Below are 19,882 nucleotides of genomic sequence, written 5' to 3'. Positions count from 1 at the left end.
CGGTAGACGGGGGGGACGGAGGGACCGCCGCACCCGATCCCCGGGCGGCATCCTTACGGGACGGCAACTCGGGTTCCGTGGGCGCGCGGTCCGGTCGGGGGTCGGCCTGGGGGTGCGCCAGCGGCTGCGCGTACATCGCCTCGGGCGGGGCCACCAGGGCCGGCGCGAGCGGCTCCGCCGCGTCCGCTGTCTGCGGGCGTGGCTGGGACGGTGCCGTCGCCTCCGTCGCGGGCCGGTCCATCGGCCGGTCGGCGGCCTGCCCCGCCGAAGCCGCGCGGCTGCGCTCCCGGGTCGGCGCCTGCCGTGGGGCGCGGGGCCCCGCCGCCGACACGCTGCCGGGCGCCGGCGTCGCTGCCTGCCGCGGTGCGGCGGGCACCGACGCATCGTCAACTGCCGTTGCCGAAGGGGGCTCGGCAGCGGTCGCCACCGGCGGTCCGGGCTCGATCGGCTCGTCCTGAGCCTCTGCATGGTCCTCGGCGTCGCCGAAAAGGCCGATCTGCGGATCCGGCTGCGTGTCCCCGGTGGGGCGGCGAAGCGGCCGGAGGGGGTTGCCCAGGCCGAGCCGTCGGCTCTCGGCGAGGGAGGCGCGCCGCGGCGCTCGCGGCGTCACCGCTGGGGGGTCGGCGGCGGGTCGCGGCGGTTCGACGACGGCGGTGCTCGTCGTCCGGGAGGGTCCGTCCTCGGACAGCGGCGGCAGTCCGTCCCCCGGCATGGCCGTGGTCTCGGCCGGGGCCCCGGCGGCCCACGGCGGGCGGTAGGACTCCAGCATGCGCAGCCAGGCCGAGGAGGTGTACGGCGCGGGATCGCGCGTGGGGTCGCCCACGTACTCGTCGACGGCCCGGACCAGATTGCGCCGTGGCCCGGCCGACGCCAGGACGCGCGGCGACAGCAGGGGTTCGGCCGGGGTGGGGGCCGGTGGGGTCGCGTGCCGGGGTGTGCGCACCCGCGGGGGTGTCGGGTGCGCCTCCCGCTGCGGCGTCTCTGCGAGCGCGGTGACCAGTCCCGTCACCCGCCCGGTGACCGGTGCCGGCGCCTCCGACGTGCTGTCACTTGCCTGCCGGGCGGGAGCAGCACGCGGGTGGCGCGGGGCCTGGATCAGCGGCGCGGTCCGCTCCGCCGCCAGCACGCCCAACGTGGCGGCGGAGGTCAGCGCGGGCGACCGGACGGTCGCGACGAGAGGCGGCAGTCGCCGCCAGTGCGCCGGACCGGGGCCGGGCGGCAGCAGGCCGAGGCCGGGCAGCGCGTCGTCGGTGCTCGCGACGTCGGTGCTCGCGACGTCCGTGCGCGTGACGTCCGTGCTCGCGGCGTCCGTTCGCGCGTCGCGGGTCCGCCTGCGCAGCCGTGGAGGCAGCCAGCGCATCGCGTCTCCTCCCCTCCGTCAGGGCCAGGACTCGTGGGTCTGGGTGTGTCCTGCCGCGGCGCCGTCGAGCTGTCCGTGGATCCGGCCGACCTCGTGGATCACCCGGGCCCGGACCGGGTGTTCGAGGTCGAGGATGTCCCGCAGCGGCCAGTGCAGGTAGTAAGCGAGGTACACGGCCTCCTCCCAGAGGCGGTCCGCCGTGTACGTCAGGATTCCCCCGGGGCATCACCGGCGATGTCCACCGCGAATCCGTGTCCGCAGGCAGGGCAGCTGACGTCGGCTTCGGTGTGCCCGTCCTGGTTGATCCGCCGGTACAGGTCCTGCAGGAACGCGAGGTCGGAGGCGAACAGGTTCTCGATGACGAGGGTGTCCACCCCGGGGGCGGTGCCGAGCTGTGTCAGCGTCCGTGCCAGCAGCACGACGCTGAGGTAGGCGGGGTTCTGCCTGACCCGCGGATCGCTCTGGCTGGTGATCTCGTCGCGTGCGGTGGCCAGGCGCATCACGCCGTCCCGGTGCACGCGCCCCTGCTCGTCCACATAGCCGCGGGGCAGGACGAACGGGTAACGGGTGGTCAGCCCGATCGAGTCGGGCGGGCTTCCGTCCTGGTCGGCGGCGGGCGGGTGCGTGGGCATGGCCTCTCCGTGGATCATCCGGCGGGCTGCATGAGGATCTGGTCGCAGTGCAGTACGACGGTCTCGGTCACGACCTCGGTGGCGCCCGCCTTCATCCCGCCGATCTCCAGCTTCGACGGCCAGGCGTTCTCCAGGACGTACGTGATGATCGGCTGCCCGCCCTTGGGCGACGCGGACGCCGCGAACAGCTGGAGCGAGCAGGTCTTGCGGGCCGCCGGGTCCCCCTGGAGCACCGCCTGGTGCCAGGACCACATGTAGGTCTGCGCGTCCAGGCCGCGCTTGAGGGTGACGGTCGGCGGCTTGGTCTTGCCGTACTGCTTGGTGTGCACGATGCCCTCGCGGCCGGTGCTGATGTACTCCACCGATTCGACCTCGGTGTTGATCCCGGACAGCTCACTGAACGTGGCGACCTGGATGCCGTCCACCTGGATGACGAACGTCGACGCGCTCATGACGGTCGGATTGCCGCCCGCTGTCGCCATCTGATGCCCCCTTCTTCTGCTGGACGTAAGCGACTTGCTGGTTCTGCCGGGCCTGCCGGGCCGTCACGCGTTGTTGCCGTCGCCTGCGGTGATCATGTCGCAGGCGATGGTGACGTCCTCGGTGACCACGCCCTCGCCGGCACGGGCGGAGGAGATGCTGATCTTCGCGCACCAGGCGTTGAAGAGGGTGTAGCTGAGCAACGGTTTGCCCCGCCCGTCGGCCCCGGCCGCGTAGATGTCCAGGCTCAGGTACTGGGCCCGGGCGTCGGGACGGCCCAGGACGGCCATCTGGTGCCACCTCCACAACAGCTGGCTGCTGTCCGTGCCGCGCTTGAGCGTGACCGAGGGTGGTTTGATCAGACCGAACTGTTTGCTGTGGTAGACGCCGCCCGCGCCCGCCGACACGTACTGCTCGATTCCGATCTCGCTGTTGATGCCGGCGAGTTCCTGGAACCTCAGGCCTTCGAGCTTGTGCGGGGACCCCATGATCTGGATGTTCGAGGAGATCACGAAGGCCGGTGCGGAGACGATCGAGTGGTTCTCGGACGACATCGGCCTCACTCCTCCAGCGCCGCACCCTGTGAGTACTGCGAGACCCGGAAGACGATGAACTCGGCCGGCTTGACCGGCGCGATCCCCACGTCGACGGTGAGGATTCCGGCGTCCCGGTTCTCCGGAGGGTTGTTCTCCTCGTCGCACTTGACGAAGAAGGCCTCCTCCGGCGTGCTGCCGAACAGCGCGCCGCTGCGCCAGACCCGGCGCAGGAACATCATGATGGTGCGGCGCACCGAGCCCCACAGGAAGCGGTCGTTGGGCTCGAACACGACCCAGTTGGTGCCGTCGAGGATGGACTTCTCCACGAAGTTGAACAGCCGTCGGACGTTCAGGTAGCGCCACTCGGGGTCGCTGGAGAGCGTCCGCGCGCCCCAGACCCGGATGCCCTGGCCGGGGAAGGACCGGATGCAGTTGACCGCCACCGGATTGAGCTGGTCGTGCTCGCCGCGGGTGATGGTGGTCTCCAGGTCGATCACGCCGCGCAGGACCTCGTTCGCGGGCGCCTTGTGCACGCCGCGGGTCTCGTCGCTGCGCGCCCAGACCCCGGCGACGTGTCCGCTGGGCGGCAGCAGCGTCGGGCGCCCCTTCTCCGGGTCCATCACCTTGATCCAGGGCCAGTACAGCGCCGCGTACTTGGAGTCGTACCCGGCGACGTCCACACGCCACTCCCGGACCTGCTGGGCGCCCAGGCCGGGCGGTGCGTCGAGGATCGCCACCCGGTCGGCCATCAGCTCGCAGTGCGCGATCATCGCGAGCTGCACGGCCTTGACGCCGTCGAGGTCGACCGCGCCGCGCTGGTAGGCCGCCATCAGGTCGGGGACGCAGAGCATGGTCACGTTCTCGACCGCCTCCAGTCCGGCGAAGCCGGTCCGGTCCGCGGTGTCGCCGACGTAGTCGGCCGGGGTGATCCGGGCCAGGTCCTGGCTCGCGGAGCCGTTCGGCGCGGCGGCTGCGGCTCCGGCCGGCCCGGCGGCGCCGCCGGTCAGCGCGACGCGCGTCCCCTTTGCGGGCACCAGCGCCGAGGCTCCCTTGACCTCCTCCAGCACGATGAGCGTCGAGGACTCCTTGACGACCGTGGCGGCGTGACGCGGTCCGCGCCGGAGCGAGAGGTTGTCGAAGACCTCCGCCTCGCGCTCGCCCTGTCGGACGACCAGCTTGAACAGGTCCTCGCCGGGCTCGCTCGCGTCGGCGATCTCGACGCTCAGCTCGTTGCCCGCCTCCCCGGGGGCCAGCGCCCTGGCCCGCACGGCGGGCCGGTCGCCGTCTGCCGCGGCGGGAAGTTCGCCCCGGGCCGGGGCGCCCGACGCGGCCGCGGGCACGTCGGCGGAGGACTGCTGCCGACCGCCTTCGCCGCCTGCTCCGTCCTCTCCTTCGTCGCCGGTGGCGCCGACGCGCACCACGTAGGCGGGGCCGCCGCCGTTGAGGAAGTAGCCGTAGACGGAGTGCGGGAGGTGCGCGCCGTCGACGAAGCCGCCGAAGGCCTTCGTGTACTGGGTCCAGTTGGTCACCAGCGTCGGCCGGTTGGGGATCCCGCGTTCGGTGAAGCCCACGAACGCGCAGATGGCGGTGCCCACACCCTCGATGGGACGTGAGCCCGAGGAGACTTCCTCGACATAGACGCCAGGGGATTGGTAGGTCGGCACTGTTCCTCTGCCCCTCCTTCAGAACCGCCGGGACCGATCGGGACCGATCGCTGACATGTCGCCCGCAGGACGACATCGATCAGTCTCGGTGCGCGGGCCTCCGCCCATACGCTCACTGCGGCGGGCTAAGTGGCAGTTCCGCTGCGCGATGACGCAGCGCGGAAGGCAGCGGTGGGAAGGCGACGAGTCCCGCACATCCCCCGCATGGCTGGCATGTCCCCGCCACGCGGGGGATGCCGATCCCCGCTCCACCCTCCTACCGTTCAGTAACCAAGCGGCGTCAGAGCGCAACCGGGCATCGGCGGTGACCGAGGGGGCATGGGTGCGGACCACACATCACGCGCAGCAGACCGGTCTGGACCCGGTGCGTTGGCGGGCCCTGCACCTGGCCGCAGCCGAGACGCCCGATCAGCAACACGCGCTGGTGCACCGGGCGTTGGCGGCCGGCCGCCCGGACGCGACGCTGGCCGACGCGCTGGAGGAGGCCGCCGTCGCCGTCGGCGCCCCGGCGCACGCGAGCCTGGTCCCGACACGTCAACTGCTGGTCTGGGCCGCCGATCTCAGCACGGACCGCGGCGAACGGGAGCGTCGGCTGCTCCTCGCCGCGCTGCACGACCTGTGCGGCGAGAACGCGCTGGACCCGGACCTCTGGGCACGCGTCGAGAGCCTGCCGCCCTCCCCCGTGCGACACGCCGCCCGCGCGGGGCGCGCCGTGCTGGAGGACCAGCTCGGCGCAGCCCTCGACCATCTGCGGGCGGCGCGACGCGGGCTCGCCTTCTGGTTCGCCGGGGAGGACGACGCGGCCTCCCCGTCCGCACCCTCCCACCGGGATCGGATCCCCTCGGCCGCCGCGGTGATCGACACCGTCGAGGCCGCCGTGGCGTGCCGCATGGCCCGGGGCAGGGCGACGGTCGAGGCCGCGTCCAGGGCGCTCGGCGCGGGCCTGCTCGACCCTGTGCAGGCCAGGGCGGCCCGGAGGCTGCTGCTGGCGGGGCAGGTCTACGCGACGGGCCCGCACCACGTCCTGCGTTCCCTGGGCGACACCCGCGCGACCGCCGAGGCGAGGGCGTCCGTCCCGGAACCCCCCGAGCGCTGGAGCTCGCGGCTGCTGCTGGTGCGGGGCGAGTGCCGGGTGCTGACCGGCGACCTGGAGGCCGGCGCCGGGGATCTCCGCGAGGTCCTGCGGCGGCACCACGCCTCCCCCGAGCATCCGGAGCGGCGGCGTGCGCTCGAACGGCTGACGCTCGCCCACTTCCTGCTCGGGAACTGGCCGGAGGCCGAGGCCGCGGCGGACGGCATCGACCCGGCGGAAGGCGGCACGGCGGAACGCGCACTGCACGCCCTGCTGTCGGCCTTCCGCGGCACGGGTGCGGCGCCGCGGCGGGGATCGTGGCTGCCGCCCGCTCCGACGCTGCCCGGTTCCGCGGAGCCCGACCAGATCGTCATCGCCACCGTCGCCCGCGTCCTGGCCCTCGGGGCGCACCGCCACCACGGAGACGTCCTCGCCGCGCTCCGGTGGCTGACCGCGCCCTCCACCGCCCTGGGGGACGCGCCCGCCAAATTCGCGCCGCTCTGGCTTCCCGCGCAGGCGGAGGCGGTGGTCGAGACGGCGACCGGCGCGGCGTCCCAGGCCGCGCTGGCCAGGCTGCGGGCCTGCGCGGAGCGCGTCCCGTACCTCCTGGTCACCTTCCACCGGCTCGCGGGCCGGGCCGCCGAGCTCCGGGGCAACCCGACCGCGGCGGCGGGTGAGTACGAGGAGGGCCTGCTCAGGGCGGACAGCTGCGCGCACGTGCCGCCCGTCCACCGCGCGCAACTGGAGTCCGCCTACGGACGCCTGCTCTGTCTCCTCGGGCGGACGACACCCGGCCTGCGACGGCTCGAACGCGCCCAGGACGCCTTCGCGGCCTTGGGCGCCCGCCCGTTCGACCGCAGGTGCGCGCAGGAACGCGCGGCCGCGGCCGGACGAGCCTCGCCGCTGTGGCCCGACGGCGCGTTGACCGAGCGCAGGCTGGCGGTGGCCAGGCTCGTCGTGTCCGGCCTGACCAACAGTCAGGTGGCGGACGAACTGCTGATCAGCGAGAAGGCCGTGGAACACCACCTGGGCCAGATCTACCGCACCCTCGGCGTCCGCACCCGCGCGGAACTCGCGAGCCGCTGGCCGAGGTGACTCCCCCGGGCCGCGGCACCCTCACTGCGCACGCGGCGCGGCCGCATGCGGTCGTTCGGATGCGTGCGCGCCTGCCGGTCAGATGCGCACGTGGTTGCCGATGTCCTCGCGGAAGCTGGTCAGCGCATGCTCGGTGAGCGTCGGGCGGGTTTCGGCGATCGCGGCGAGGAAGTCGCCGGTGCCGGCCGGTTCACCGGTGCGCTGCGTGAGCTCGCGCTCGAAGGCCTGCTGGGCGCCCTTGCGGGCGGCGTACTCGATGTCGGCCGGGGTGAACATGTCCGTGGCCGCGACCAGGCGGTCCAGGTCGACGGTCTCGGCTGCCGCGCCGAGGTAGCGGCGCCAGATGGCCAGGCGCGCGTCGGCGTCCGGTGGCCCGACGGGGATCAGGTAGTCGAACCGTCCCGGCCGCAGGAAGGCCGGGTCCAGGGTGCGCAGCGAGTTGGTCGCGCAGACCAGCAGCCGGTCGTCGTGGTCGCGGAACGCCGGGATCAGCTTCAGCAGTTCGTTGGTGACGCCGTGACCGGCCTCCACCGCGCTGCCGGAGCGGGCGGCGGCGATCTCCTCGACCTCGTCGATGAAGAGCAGCACGCTGTCCAGCTCGGCCAGATCCGCGAAGACGTCCCGCAGGGAGGCCGCGAGACCGCCGTCGACGCGGGCCGCCAGCCGGGAGGGGAAGAGCTCGACGAAGGGCCAACCGAGCCGTGAGGCGACGGCCTTGGCGAAGCTGGTCTTGCCGGTGCCCGGCGGCCCGAACAGGATCACCGCCTTGGGCGGGCGGACGCTGTAGCGTTCGGCGACCTCCGGCTCGGCGAGCGGGAGCACGATCCGCTTCTCGATCGTGTCCTTGGCCTCCCGCATGCCTGCCAGCTGCTCCCACAGACCGCGCGGCAGGAACCGGCCGCCCAGCTCGGCCAGCAGTCCGGCGTCGGCGGAGGCGAGGTGCTCGACCTTCTCGTAGTACTCCAGTCCGTCGAGCCGCCGGTACCCCGAGTGCTGCAGCGCCGCCGTCCCGGTCGCGCCCGGGGACAGCAGAGCGCTGATCCGGCGCACGTCCGCGGCCCGCAGCCGCCGCTCGACCTCGGCGATCAGCGCGCTGCCCAGGCCGCGGTTGCGCCACGCGCCCGAGAGCGCGACCAGGAGGATCCAGGCGCGGTCGCCCTCCGCCCGCGCGATCACGATCCCGACGAGCTCCTCCCCCACGGCGGCCACCACCGCGGGCTGGTTGCCACGGGCGGCGGCCATCACCTCGGACACCGGGAACACCGGCTGGGACAGGTCTGCCTGTCGCCCCTGGTCCCAGAGCTGGATGGCCTGGTCGAGGTCGTCGTCGTGGAAGTCGCGCAAGCGCCAGACCGTCACGGGACTCATTGTGGGTGGCCCGCCGACCCACGGCGACTCGTCGCCGCAGGTCGGCGGGAATGGAACGGGATTCTCAGGAGCCGTAGACCTGGAACTCCCACAGTGAGTAGCCCCAGTTCGTCGCGCGCTGGGTGCCCAGCACGCGGATGTAGCGGCCGGCGCCGTTCAGGCCGGTGAGGCGTTCGGCGCCGCCTGGGCCGTTCGTGGTCGAGTAGATCGTGGTCCAGGTGACGGCGTCGCCCGAGACCTGGATCTGGTAGGCCTTCGCGTAGGCGGCCTCCCAGAGCAGCCTGACCTCGTTGACGGTCCGCTCGACCCCGAGGTCGACCTGGAGCCACTGGGGGTCCGCGTAGTCGCTCGACCACCGCGTCCCGCTGCTGCCGTCCACGGCGAAGGACGGTGCCAGCCAGCTCAGGCCGGACTCGACACTGGAGGCGGTCGCGGGCTGTCCGAGGGCCAGATCCGGTGTGCCGTGGACCTCGAACTCCCACAGCGAGTAGCCCCAGCTCGTGGCGCGCTGCGTGCCGAGCACGCGCACGTAGCGGCCGGCGCCGTCCAGCCCGCCGATCTGCTCGGTGCCGCCCGGGCCGTTGGTCGTGGCGTAGATCGTGGTCCAGTTCGCGGCGTCGTCGGAGACCTGGACCTGGTAGGCCTTCGCGTACGCGGTCTCCCAGCTGAGCTTCGCCCCGGTGACGCGGTACGGCGCGCCGAGGTCCACCTGGAGCCACTGCGGGTCGCTGTAGAGGCTGGACCAGCGGGTTCCGTAGGAGCCGTCCGTGGCGTAGAGGGCGGGGAACGCGGCGGTCTCGACGGAGGACGCGGTGGTGGGCCGGTTCAGGGCGAGGTCGCCCGCGGGGACGTCGACGGGCCAGCCGGGCACGCGGCCCATGGTGGCGATCACGGTCTGGTAGTCGCCGAAGGTCGTCACCGGGTGGGGTGAGCCCCAGGTCTGCTGGGCCAGCGTCCGCAGCGGGGCGAAGATGCCGCCGGCGACCTGCTGCTCGGTCTGCGCGGTGGGATTGTCGCACCAGACGTGGATCTTCGAGCCGAGGACCCGCGCGGGGTCGGTCACGGTGGCGTTCCCCTGGAAGATCCCGGGGTTCCACTGTTCGTACATGAAGGTGGTGTCGGGGACCGCGCCACCGAGCACGTAGTAGGTCGGCGTCCAGCTGCTGTTGTTCACCGGGTGCCCGGCGTCCATGAGCTGTTGCGGCGTCAGGCCGTAGTCGTACCAGTAGTCGACAGTGATGTCGGCGGCCACGGGGATGGTGCCGTCGCCGGACTTGATGCCGTCGTTCCACATCCGCATCGTCTTGCCGCCCGCCCGCACGATCGCGTCGGCCCAACGGACGAAGCCGTAGTAGACGTCCTTGGCCGTGGCGCCTGCACCGTACTGCTGCCGGGCGTAGGCCTGGAGCTGCGGGAAGGAGTTGTAGTCGGCGCCGTACTCGTCCGCGCCCAGATGCCAGTAGGGGGCTGGGAAGAGCGGCAGGTACTCGGTGATCAGGTCCTTCATCAGCTGGTACGCGGCGGGGTTGGACAGGTCGATGTTGCTGCCGTCGGGCGTGGAGCCGTCGGCCGCCTTGAGCTTGAGCTCGGGGTGGGCGGTCAGGATCGTGTCCATGTGCCCGGGCATGTCGATCTCGGGGACGATGGTGATGTGGTGGGCGGCCGCGAGGCCGATCAGGTCGGTGATCTGCTGCTTGGTGTAGTACTGCGCGGAGACGATCTCGGGGTGGCTGCTGCTCTCCAGCCGGAAGCCGAGGTTGTCGGAGAAGTGCAGGTGCAGGTAGTTGAGCTTGGCGTAGGCCATGTCCTTGATCTGGTTCTGCAGCCAGGCCACGGAGAAATACTTGCGTCCGACGTCCACCATCAGCCCGCGCTCCACGGAGTCGGGCTCGTCGCGGGCGGTGCCGGCGGGGATCGAGGCGGACTGCCGCAGCAGTTGGAGCAGGGTGCGGGTGCCGTAGAACACACCGGCTGCGGCCCGGGCCTGGACGGTGACCGACGCGCCGACGGCGAGCGTGTAGCCCTCCGTGCCGAGCCCGGCGTCGGTCGAGCCGAGCGTCAGGAAGATGTCGCCGGTGCCGACGGAGGCGGCCGAGCCGGTGGCCGAGGCGATGCTCCGGCCGGTCAGCAGGCCCAGATCGGCCGCGAACAACGCGGCCTCGCCCGCGAGTTGCCCCACGTAGGCGGCGTCGGTGACGATCCGCGAGCCCGCGCCGAAGCTGTAGGAGCCCGCGGCCGACGTCCACTGCTGGAGAGCGGGGATGCACAGCGGCGCGGAGGCGGCGGTCGCCGCCCTGGCCGCCGGAACGGCGCCTGGACCGTTCGCCACGACGGCCCCGAGACCGGCGGCTGCCAGAACGAACTGACGTCGGGTCAGACTCATGCTGCTTTTCTCCTCTGCAGGCGGTGCCACGAAGGGTGGGGCGGTGCGGTGCAGGAACAGCTCAATGGACTAGACCAATGAGAGGGGTCTAGACCACGGGAGAGTAGCAGCGTTTCTGACGCTCCGACAGACGGCCTCCATGGCGGCTGCAGGGCCGCTCCCCCGCCCCCGGGGAGAGCGGCCCCGCGGCTCAAGGCGTCAGCAGTCGATGGTGCCCTTGCGGATTGCGTGGCTGCCGTCGTTGGAGTCGTCCGACCAGTAGACCGGCTTGGAGCCGGCCACGCACTCGTCGGCGGGAGCCGGGAAGAAGCCCTCGTTGTTGTAGTTCGGCATGCCGCTGGGGCGGTTGTAGATCGCCGTCAGCGCGAACGCGCCGGTCGAGTCGACCTGCATGGTGCGGTGCTGACCGCTGCAGGTGTCGTCGCAGACGACCCAGAGGCGGGAGGCCTGCGGCTCCCACTGGAGCTCCATGACGCCCGCCATGCCGCTCGAGATCGTGGCGACCTTGGTGAACGCGCCCGAGTCCTGGAGGACGTAGCCGTAGACCATGCCGCTGCCCTCGACGCCCACGAAGAAGACGCCGTCGCTGTGCGAGGCGTAGCGGGTCGGGTCGTAGGCCGCGCCGGTGGACTGGTCCTTGAAGCCCGCGCCGGTCAGGTAGCTGTCCGGCACCCAGGTGACGCCCTCCAGGCCGAGGTTGGCGCCGGTCGGCGGCAGGTCGGCGGTGAGGTTCCACTCCTGGGTGGCGTTCAGGGTCGTCCCGGTGCCGCTGACGTCGTAGCGCAGCACGGACAGCCGGCTGGTGCCGGAGGAGTCGGCGTTGCGCTCCGAGGAGACGTAGACGCCGCCGGACGAACCGGCGCCGGTCAGCGTGACACCCTCGTCGTCCGGGGTGCCGCTGCCGCCCGGGAAGTGCAGCGCCTTGCCCTTGGTCCAGCCGTTGGTGGTGTCCGGCGTCCAGCCGCCGGCGCCGTCGCCGACCAGCCGCCAGAGCTTGCCGGAGTTCTGCGCGGCCCACATGACCGAGCCCTCCTGGTACAGCCCGCTCAGGTCCGTCCCGAAGACGCCTGCCGCGTCCGCGGTGGAGACGGCGCTGCCGCCCGGCCAGGCCGCGGCGGTCAGCCCGCCGCCGGAACCGGAGCCGCTGCCGCACGCGTTGGGGCCGCCCAGGGTGATGGCCGTGGCCTGGACGAACGCGCCGGTGCCGTCGGGGCAGCGGGACCAGGACGGGTTGGAGTGGCTGGTCCAGGTGAAGCCGTCGACCAGGGTTGCGCCGTCGGCGAGGTAGAGCCGCGCGGAGTCGCTGGACCCGAGACCGAAGGAGCTGTGCACGTCGAAGGCCACGTACCCGCCTGCGGCGAGGGTGGTCCCCGAGGCGATCTTGTACTTCGAGCTGTTGTTGTCGTCCTTGAGGATCCACCCCGAGAGGTCGACGGAACCGGTCCCCTTGTTGTAGAGCTCGATCGAGTCGTTGACGCTTCCGGTGGTCACCACCTCGTTGATCCGGATGTCGTCGGCCGCCGCCGCGTGCGCCGGACCAGCGACGACGGCGCCCGCGGCCAACGCCGAGCCGACGACGAGGGCGAGTACGAGGGGCAGGCGGAAGGTGCGGCGCCACAGGGGTGCGTGCGCTTCGGTCACGGTGTGTCCGTCCCTGGAGATCGTTGGGTTGATCGTTTGACAGGCCTGCGCGAGGCTGCCCGCCGCCGATCAACAGGTCTGGACCGGTGGGTAAGCGTTCGGTGAACTATGTAAGACGGCACTCCGGTTCGCACTGCCACCACCGCCGGATATCGCCCCACAGCGGCCGATAACGGGTAAGAGCCGGGTGTGCCTCCCGGCGACTCCAAGGGTTTGACAGGTCGTGAAACGAGTCGCCCCGGCGTGCGGGGGACCGTACCGTCGTGCGCATGAAGTTGCTCTCGGTCAATGTCGGCCACCCCCGCCCCAACCCGTGGAAGGGCCTCAGCGCGACAGGCATCGACAAGCGGCCGGTCGACGGTCCGGTTTCCGTCATCGCCCCCGGCCCCAAGGGCACCGGCGAGGTGGGTCTCGTGGGCGACCGCGTCCACGACGTGAAACACCACGGCGGCTCCGACCAGGCCGTCTACGCCTATGCGCGCGAGGATCTCGACCGGTGGGAGACCGAGTTGGGCAGGCCGCTCGCCGACGGCGGCTTCGGCGAGAATCTCACGACCCTCGGTCTCGACGTCAACGGCGCCCTGATCGGCGAGCGTTGGCGCATCGGGCCGGACGTGGTCCTCGAGGTGTCCTGCGCCCGCATCCCCTGTGCGACGTTCCAGGGGTGGCTGGGGCGCGCGGGCTGGATCAAGCGGTTCACCGAGGCCGCGGTACCAGGCGCCTACCTGCGCGTGATCGAGCCGGGAGCCGTCCGGGCGGGCGACCCCGTCCGGATCGTGCACCGGCCCGACCACGACGTGACCGTCGCGCTCGTCTTCCGCGCCATGACACTCGAGCCGGACCACCTGCCGCGGCTGCTGGTCGCCGACGCCCTGCCCGAGGAGGGCCGCGCACTGGCCCGCAGGCGCACGACCACCACGTGACACCTCACGTCGTCAGGTCGCGCCGGTACCAGGTGCCGGGCTTGCCGCCGAGGTCGGCCGGGTCCGCCGGGCCGACGGGGGCGAATCCGGCCTTGGTCAGCACCTTCCGGGACGCGGCGTTGGCGTGGGCGGTGGCCGCCCGCAGGGTGTGCAGCCCGTGCCGTGTCGCCGCCAGGCGGCACAGTTCGCGGACGGCCGCGGTCGCCACGCCGCGGCCGGCGACGTGCTGCGCGACCCGGTACCCGAGGGTCGCGGTGCCGTCCTCGAGGTCGTACAGGTTGAACCGGCCCAGAACCGAGCGGTCCTCTTTGACCAGCACGTAGAAGGCGCGGCTGCCGGACTCCTGCTCGGCGAGCAGGGCGCTGAACCGGTCGTCGAACCGTTCGTAGAAGGCGTCGCCCCGGTCGGAGACCGAGGCGGCGAAGTAGGCACGGTTCGCCAGTTCGAAGGCCAGGACCTCCGAGGCATGGCCGGGATCCAGCGGCTCCAGTTCGGACACGGCACAACCGTACCCGGATCCTCGAGGACACTGAGGAGCAGAAGGGGAGGAGTGACTGTGACGACTCTGGAGCCGTTGGTCTTCGCGGGTCTCTACGAGGACGACCGAGGGGTGGACCCCGTCCAGTGGTGTCTGAAGCCCGCGATCGGTGATCGGGGGGCGGGGTTCGAGATCCATGCCGTCATCCGGGGCGTGCCGGTCTCGGGGCCCGACTTCGATCTCCTGGAGGTCGGGGATCTCGACGCCGCCCGGGCCGCCGGCCTACCGGCTCCCGACGTGATCGACTGCCGCCTGTCGGGGCGGATGCCCTGCACGGTCACGGTCTCGGGCAGGCGAACGCCCGTGTCGCTGGACTTCATGTTCGACTACCGCCGAGGGCGGGCAAGCGAGTTGTGCGTCTCCCTGGAGGTGGTGGGGACCGTCCACCAGGCCGTCGACAAGTCGTTCGAGGAGTGCCTGGAGCGGATCGAGGCGGGCTTCCCTCCCGGGATCCGGCTCACGTCCTGTCTCACCTGTCGCTGGTCGGGCTACCAGATCTACACCTGGAACGTCATGGGCATGCGCTGTTGCCGGGACGCGAAGGAACAGCACCTCGCAGCGCGCGACAAGCACCAGGAGAACCGGGTCCCGGTTGCCGAGTTCGTCCCGGAGACCCACCTGTGCGCCCAGTACGAACGGGACGAGGAGGCGGACCGGCGCGCGGGCGCCTGAGCGCGGCAGAAGGGCCTCCGCCGTCAGAGGCCCTTCTGCTGTGCGGGATCGGCGTCAGGCCCTGCTGCCGTCCAGCCGGTAGGGGACGGCGTAGTCCGGGATCATCCGGCGGGTCGGGGCCAGGGGGTGGAGCAGGTCCGGGGCCTGGGTGTGGATCGGGACGAGGACCTTGGGGGCGACGCGGTGGACGAAGGTGTGGAGGTCGTCCGCGGTGGCGTGGCCGAAGGAACCGATGCGCTGCAGGGGGACGTTCAGGGCGGTGAGCCACTCGGTGAACAGCTGCCAGCGGGACTCGAAGGGCCCGAGGGGTTCGCCGTTGGCGTGCAGCCAGACCGTCTTGGGGCCGATCGGCAGATCGCCGAGGTCGGCGATGCCGCGCAGGTCGCCGAGGTCGGGCTGGTAGACGAAGGCGCCGGGCTCGGCGCGCAGCGCGTCGAGGCCGACGGCGGTCCAGGCCAGGGGGTCCGGCACGCCGGCCTCGCGCAGGAACGCGGCGGTGCGGTCGCCCCAGACGATGCGCCGGCCGGCCGCGGTGGCGACCTCGAGGAACTCGGTGACGCGTTCGAGGTCGCGCGGGTACATCGCGAGCAGGACCAGGTCGCGGTCGGCGGCGGCGAGCGCGGTGGCGAAGTCGGCGCGGACGTCGTCCTCGGTGCGCGGCGGGCCGGGCGGGAGGCCCAGGCCCAGGGCGGTGCCCTCGGTGACGAGCATGTCGCAGCCCGCGGCGCGTTCGGCGAAGTGCCAGGAGCGCTCGGGGTTGCGGCCGTGGAAGCGGATGTCGCCGGTGAAGGCGAGGACCCCGTCGCCGGTGGTCACCAGGTAGCCGCTGGCGCCGGGGGTGTCGTGGTCGACAGTGATGCGCTCCACGGTCATGGGTCCGACCTGCACGGGCGTCTCGTCCGGCAGCGGCTGCCAGTCAGGGTCGCCGCCGGGCAGGCCGTCACCGACCGCCGCCAGCGCGGTCAGCAGGGCGATCGTGGCGGGGGACGCGTGGACGGGGATGCGCGGGTCCACGAAGCCGGCCAGGCCGCAGTGGTCGATGTGGCCGTGGGTGATGAAGACCTGGGTGTCGGGCCCGGCCGACCCGAGCGGGTCGCCGGCGTCCAGCTGGGCCGGGTCGTACAGGCCCGTGATGCGGGGGGCGGCGCCGACGCGGAGCCGGTGGGCCAGCTCGCGGCCCTGCCGCAGGCTGACCGGGGGGCGGAACAGGTCGGCCTCACGGGGGATGTCCGTACCGAAGTCGAGCAGGACCCGGTGCGTGCCCTCCGTGACGAGGATCTTGCTGGAGCCGATGAGGCCTACGCCGCCCCAGAATTCCACAGTTGTCATGAGTTGATGTGTGCTCACTGTCTAGATCGGTGCGTGTGCCCGGCCGACGGACCGGGACAGGGCCCAGGACGTGACGGCCGGCAGAAGGTCCTCGACGCGTGCGGCCGTGGCGGTGGCGGGGCCGTCGGCACGGCCGAAACGGTCGATGTATCCGGTGGCGGCGCCGAGGGCGACCGCCGGTTCGATCTCGTTGCGGTAGTGATCGCCGAGGGAGAACAGCGCGGAGGCGCTGCGCCCGCCCTCGAGCGCGCCGGCCATCCAGGCCCGCAGGCCGGCCGGCTTGCCCGCGCCAGCGACGACCTCGTCGAATGCGCCGGTCAGGCCCATCCGGTCGAGCAGCGGCGCCAGCCCCTCGGCGGGGCTGTTGGTGGCCAGCACGATCCGCACGTCGCCGCGCAGTTCGGCGAAGAGGTCGACCAGGGGCTCGACGACCTCCAGCCCGCAGGCGTCGTCGAGCATGTGGATCCGGCTGTCCAGGAACGCCTGCTGCGTCACCGGCCGGCCGAGCCCGAGGTCGGCGGCGAGCGCCTGCACGAGGCCCCAGCCGTCCTCGGCCTCCAGCAGGGCCTTCGCCTCCGCCGGATCCACGGCCGCGTCGGCGGCGGCGACGCCCTCCGCGAGATAGCGCTCGAAGGTGTCGAGGAACGCCACCGACTGCGCGGGCCGCAGCGAATCGGCGACCCGGCGCGCGTAGAAGCGCACGGGGTCGTCACTGCGGTACACCGTGCCGTCGAAGTCGCTGACCAGGATCGGCACGGTCGTCGAGGTCGGCGGGGTCGGCTTGTCACCCACGGACGCCTCCGGCTGCGGACAGGGCGCCCCGGATGAACTGCCGTTGCAGCACCAGGAAGAACGCCATGACGGGAAGGGTGGTGAAGGTGACCGCCGCCGCGAGCCCGGGGAAGTCGGTGCCCTCGGCGGAGGCGAAGGTGGAGAGCCCCACCTCGACCGGCTGGACCGTGCTCGAGGAGTCCATGCTGCTGCTGGTCATGATCACCGGCCACAGGAAGGAGTTCCACGAGCCCAGGAACACGTTGACGGCGATGATGACGAGCGCGGGACGCACCATCGGGATGCCGATCGACCAGAGCACCCGCAGCCGGGACGCCCCGTCCAGCGCGGCGGCGTCGAGGATCTCCTGCGGGATCGCCAGGAAGAACTGGCGGACCAGGAAGATGCCGAAGACGCTGGCGCCCCAGGGGATGATCTGGATCCAGTAGGTGTTCAGCAGGTGCAGGTCACTGGCCAGTACGTAGTCCGGGATGATCAGCACGGTACCCGGCATCATCAGCACCGCCAGCACCAGCATGGTCAGGAACTTGCGCCCGGGGAACCGCAGCACCCCGAAGGCGAAGCCGGCCAGCAGCGAGGTGGCCAGGCAGAGCAGGACGGTGCCGGAGGCGATCAGCACGGTGTTGCCGAACAGGCGCACCCAGGGCGCCGCATGCCAGGCGCGGGACCAGTTGGACCAGTCCCAGTGGGGCAGCAGCACGGGCGGGAAGTCGCTGAACTCCCCGGGACGGCCGAGCGAGATGACGACCGTCCAGTAGAACGGGAAGACGAAGGCGGCACCGATCAGCAGCGCCAGCACGCGCCGGGCGAGACGCCCGGCGCGGCCGGCCCTGATGAGCGACCGGACCCCCCGTGAGGAGGAGGCGGTCATCTGTTCAGCCCTGGGCCTTCGCGGCGGTGCAGGCGGTCTGGGCGGTGTTCAGGGCGGTGGCGGGTGCCGCGCCGTTGTCCAGCACGTCCTGGAGGGCGGTGGCCTCGAAGCCCTGGCACTTGAAGATCCAGCTGTAGGGCGGCAGGGCGAACGCGGTGTCGAGCTCGGAGACGGCGGCGGTCTCGTAGGGGTTCTTGGCGACGAAGTCCTGCATCAGCGGCAGGGCCTGCGCGGTGACCGGCAGGTAGCCGGAGGTGGAGGCCCAGCCGGCCTGCTCGGCGGGGCTGGTGATGAACTTCAGGAACGCCCAGGCGGCGGCCTTCTGGTCGGCGGTGGCGTTCTTGAAGACCACGATGTTGGTGCCGGTCAGCTCGTTGACCGGGCCGGACGGGCCGGACGGGAGGGCGGCGATGCCGAGGTTGAACTTGCCGCCGACGGTGGCCTTCTCGAAGCCGTAGCCGGCCGCGGAGGAGATGTCGAAGGCGCCCTTCTTCGCGCCGAGCGCCGTCTCGCCCGGGTAGTTCTTGCCCGTGGCCAGCGCGCCCTCGTCCTTGAGCGACTTCAGGTAGGTGAGGGCCTTGACCGCGCCGGCGTCGTTCAGGTGCGGCGTGCCGTCGGCGTCGTACAGGGTGCCGCCGTCGGACTTGTCCAGGATCTCGAACCACTGGGTCCCGAAGGCGGCCGCGGTGGCCGAACCCGGGTCGATGGTGGAGCCGGTGACGCCGTTCTTGGAGACCGCCTTCATCACCGAGGCGTAGTCGTCCCAGGTCTTCGGCGGGTTCTGGCCGTCGGCCCTGAGCATGTCGGCGTTGGAGAACAGGATCAGGACGCTCTTGTTGAACGGCCACATCCAGGTCTTGCCGTCGCCCAGGGCGAGGTCCTTCTGGACGCCCTTGTAGAAGGTGGACATCTCGGCGGGGGTGTCGCTGCCGGCCAGCTCGCTGATCGGGGTGAGCGCGCCGCCGGACTGGAAGTAGGAGGCCCAGCTCTCGTAGGCCTGGCCCAGGGTCGGCGCGTTGCCCGCCTGGACCTCGGCCTTCTCCTTGGTGTACATCGTCGCGTAGTCCGGGTCGCCCTGGAGCTTGACCGTGATGTTCGGGTACTTGGCCTGGAAGTCGGAGACCAGCTTCTCCATGGCCGGCTTGAGGGTGCCGATGGTCATGGCCTCCTCGAAGGTGATGGTCACCGGCTTGGTGGGGACGGCCAGCTCCTGGCCCGACGCCGCGGCCGGAGCCGTGGTCGTGCTGGCGGGCGTACCGCCGCCGGCGCAGGCGGACAGGCTGAGGGCCGCAGCTGCGGCGACGGCGGCGATGCGGTAACGCATGGTTGTTCCGTTTCTTTTCTTGTGTGCTGTGGACGGTGAGGGTGACGTCGAGGGGTGGTGCGAGGGTGACGCGTGGGTGGCGTCGGCTCAGGTGAGCGCGGAGTCCGCGCCGGTGGCGGTGCGGCGCCGGACCAGGGTGAAGAAGACCGTGACGGCGAAGAGGACGACGGCCAGCGCGGCGCCGTAGCCGGTGTCGCTCAGCACGAACGCCTCCTGGTAGACCAGGTAGCTGAGCGTGGTCGTGGCGTAGACCGGGCCGCCGTCGGAGAGTTGGTAGAACTGCGTGAACGCCTGGAGTGAGGTGATCGCGGTGATGGCGACGACGAAGACGGTGACCGGCCGCAGTTGGTGCCAGGTGATGTGCCAGAACTCCTGCCAGGCCGAGCAGCCGTCCATGCGGGCCGCCTCGCTGAGTTCGTTCGGCAGCACGGCGAGCCCGCCCAGGAACACGACCGTGGTGAAGCCGACCTCGTGCCACAGGCTGTAGACGATCACGGCCGGCATCGCGGAGGTGGAGGACTGCAGCCACTGCGAGGTCGGCAGGTGCAGGCTGTGCAGCATCCAGTCGGCCAGGCCGAAGCGGGGGTTGAAGATCCAGACCCAGATCATGGAGGTCGCGATCATCGGCGTGGCGTGCGGCAGGAACAGCGCCACGCGGGAGGCGTTGAGCAGCGCCCCGCCGCGCTGCAGCAGCAGCGCGAGCGCCAGCGAGAGCGCGGTCCCGCCGACCACCATCGCCCCGCTGAAGTAGAGCGAGTGCCACAGGCTGGACAGGAACGTCGGCTGCGTGGCGTCGAACAGCCGCTGGTAGTTGCCCAGCCCCCGGTAGACGGACATGGCCGGGTTGAGGGCGTTCCACTTCCACAGGGAGACGTAGAAGGTGTAGCCCGTCGGCACGATGACGAAGGCGGAGAAGATCAGCACCGCCGGGGCGGAGTAGGCCCAGCCCCAACGGGTGGTGCGGAAGTCTCGGGCGGGGGTCCGGCGGCGGGTGCGGCCATCGGTCGCGAGGGCCGGCCGGGCCGTGGTCGTTGCGGTCACGGCGGGAACTGTCGCGAGCCAAGGTGTCCTGAAAACCAACGGTCGGTGACAACTTGCCGACGGGGTGGGCTACATTCCGCTGCGTCAGATATCCTGTAATGTTCGGCACTTCTACAGGCAGCCACCCGTATGCCGCCGTTTCGCCAACGACTCGGCATCTC

At 71.8% G+C, this 19,882-nt stretch carries 17 protein-coding genes and 1 pseudogene; 3 read left to right on the top strand and 15 right to left on the bottom strand.

What is annotated here, in order from left to right; all coding sequences use genetic code 11:
* The 6 genes and pseudogenes from TR49_RS43610 to TR49_RS07355 form a co-directional block, all read right to left on the bottom strand.
* Positions 1 to 1,360 (bottom strand): annotated as a pseudogene (locus TR49_RS43610) (hypothetical protein); the annotation flags it as partial.
* An 18-nt stretch (positions 1,361 to 1,378) separates the two neighbouring features.
* Positions 1,379 to 1,534, bottom strand: a complete 156-nt coding sequence (locus TR49_RS07375) for a hypothetical protein (RefSeq protein WP_439654086.1) — start codon at positions 1,532 to 1,534, stop codon at positions 1,379 to 1,381.
* A 32-nt stretch (positions 1,535 to 1,566) separates the two neighbouring features.
* Complete coding sequence (locus TR49_RS07370) at positions 1,567 to 1,992, bottom strand: hypothetical protein (protein ID WP_042378374.1); 426 nt, start codon at positions 1,990 to 1,992, stop codon at positions 1,567 to 1,569.
* A 14-nt stretch (positions 1,993 to 2,006) separates the two neighbouring features.
* Positions 2,007 to 2,474 carry a phage tail protein gene (locus tag TR49_RS39700; protein ID WP_052434075.1) on the bottom strand — a complete coding sequence of 156 codons (468 nt, stop codon included), beginning with the start codon at positions 2,472 to 2,474 and terminating at the stop codon, positions 2,007 to 2,009.
* A 63-nt stretch (positions 2,475 to 2,537) separates the two neighbouring features.
* Positions 2,538 to 3,026, bottom strand: a complete 489-nt coding sequence (locus tag TR49_RS07360) for a phage tail protein (RefSeq protein WP_042378372.1) — start codon at positions 3,024 to 3,026, stop codon at positions 2,538 to 2,540.
* A gap of 5 nt (positions 3,027 to 3,031) precedes the next feature.
* Complete coding sequence (locus TR49_RS07355) at positions 3,032 to 4,672, bottom strand: phage tail sheath family protein (RefSeq protein WP_042378371.1); 1,641 nt, start codon at positions 4,670 to 4,672, stop codon at positions 3,032 to 3,034.
* A gap of 322 nt (positions 4,673 to 4,994) precedes the next feature.
* Between TR49_RS07355 and TR49_RS07350 the strand changes: the two genes are divergently transcribed.
* Entirely contained in the window at positions 4,995 to 6,839 is a 1,845-nt protein-coding gene (locus tag TR49_RS07350) for a helix-turn-helix transcriptional regulator (protein WP_042378369.1), read from the top strand.
* Positions 6,840 to 6,917: 78 nt separating this feature from the next.
* On the opposite strand, the gene TR49_RS07345 is transcribed toward TR49_RS07350, so the two are convergent.
* The 3 genes from TR49_RS07345 to TR49_RS07335 form a co-directional block, all read right to left on the bottom strand.
* Complete coding sequence (locus TR49_RS07345; protein ID WP_174501554.1) at positions 6,918 to 8,207, bottom strand: ATP-binding protein; 1,290 nt, start codon at positions 8,205 to 8,207, stop codon at positions 6,918 to 6,920.
* A 64-nt stretch (positions 8,208 to 8,271) separates the two neighbouring features.
* Positions 8,272 to 10,590 carry a glycoside hydrolase family 20 protein gene (locus tag TR49_RS07340; protein ID WP_042378365.1) on the bottom strand — a complete coding sequence of 773 codons (2,319 nt, stop codon included), beginning with the start codon at positions 10,588 to 10,590 and terminating at the stop codon, positions 8,272 to 8,274.
* Positions 10,591 to 10,788: 198 nt separating this feature from the next.
* On the bottom strand, positions 10,789 to 12,231 hold the full coding sequence (locus TR49_RS07335; protein WP_439654085.1) for a lamin tail domain-containing protein: 1,443 nt from the start codon (positions 12,229 to 12,231) through the stop codon (positions 10,789 to 10,791).
* Between the two features lie 269 nt (positions 12,232 to 12,500).
* On the opposite strand from TR49_RS07335, the gene TR49_RS07330 reads away from it, so the two are divergent.
* Entirely contained in the window at positions 12,501 to 13,154 is a 654-nt protein-coding gene (locus TR49_RS07330) for an MOSC domain-containing protein (RefSeq protein WP_042378547.1), read from the top strand.
* Positions 13,155 to 13,158: 4 nt separating this feature from the next.
* Here the strand turns inward: TR49_RS07330 and TR49_RS07325 are convergent, their stop codons facing one another.
* Positions 13,159 to 13,653, bottom strand: coding sequence for a GNAT family N-acetyltransferase (locus TR49_RS07325; RefSeq protein WP_042378364.1), 495 nt, complete (start codon positions 13,651 to 13,653; stop codon positions 13,159 to 13,161).
* A gap of 57 nt (positions 13,654 to 13,710) precedes the next feature.
* Here TR49_RS07325 and TR49_RS07320 point away from each other — a divergent pair, with 57 nt between their 5' ends.
* Complete coding sequence (locus tag TR49_RS07320) at positions 13,711 to 14,364, top strand: DUF6304 family protein (protein WP_042378362.1); 654 nt, start codon at positions 13,711 to 13,713, stop codon at positions 14,362 to 14,364.
* Positions 14,365 to 14,418: 54 nt separating this feature from the next.
* Here TR49_RS07320 and TR49_RS07315 read toward each other — a convergent pair whose 3' ends face one another.
* The 5 genes from TR49_RS07315 to TR49_RS07295 all read right to left on the bottom strand — a co-directional run bounded on the left by TR49_RS07315 (position 14,419) and on the right by TR49_RS07295 (position 19,721).
* The gene (locus TR49_RS07315) at positions 14,419 to 15,693 is read right to left on the bottom strand and encodes an MBL fold metallo-hydrolase (RefSeq protein ID WP_084724636.1); all 1,275 of its coding nucleotides are present in this window, start codon (positions 15,691 to 15,693) and stop codon (positions 14,419 to 14,421) included.
* Positions 15,694 to 15,714: 21 nt separating this feature from the next.
* The gene (locus TR49_RS07310; RefSeq protein WP_042378360.1) at positions 15,715 to 16,485 is read right to left on the bottom strand and encodes an HAD family hydrolase; all 771 of its coding nucleotides are present in this window, start codon (positions 16,483 to 16,485) and stop codon (positions 15,715 to 15,717) included.
* Entirely contained in the window at positions 16,478 to 17,356 is an 879-nt protein-coding gene (locus tag TR49_RS07305) for a carbohydrate ABC transporter permease (RefSeq protein WP_042378358.1), read from the bottom strand. Before TR49_RS07305 ends, TR49_RS07310 begins: the two co-directional genes overlap by 8 nt.
* 4 nt (positions 17,357 to 17,360) lie before the next feature.
* On the bottom strand, positions 17,361 to 18,680 hold the full coding sequence (locus TR49_RS07300) for an extracellular solute-binding protein (protein WP_052434074.1): 1,320 nt from the start codon (positions 18,678 to 18,680) through the stop codon (positions 17,361 to 17,363).
* Positions 18,681 to 18,767: 87 nt separating this feature from the next.
* Complete coding sequence (locus TR49_RS07295) at positions 18,768 to 19,721, bottom strand: carbohydrate ABC transporter permease (RefSeq protein ID WP_042378356.1); 954 nt, start codon at positions 19,719 to 19,721, stop codon at positions 18,768 to 18,770.
* Between the last annotated feature and the right edge of the window lie 161 nt (positions 19,722 to 19,882).

It is taken from the genome of Streptacidiphilus melanogenes (genome assembly GCF_000787835.1).
Classification (GTDB): domain Bacteria; phylum Actinomycetota; class Actinomycetes; order Streptomycetales; family Streptomycetaceae; genus Streptacidiphilus; species Streptacidiphilus melanogenes.
The sequence above is the reverse complement of the archived record's forward strand: the minus strand, read 5'-3'. Positions and strand labels throughout refer to the sequence as shown.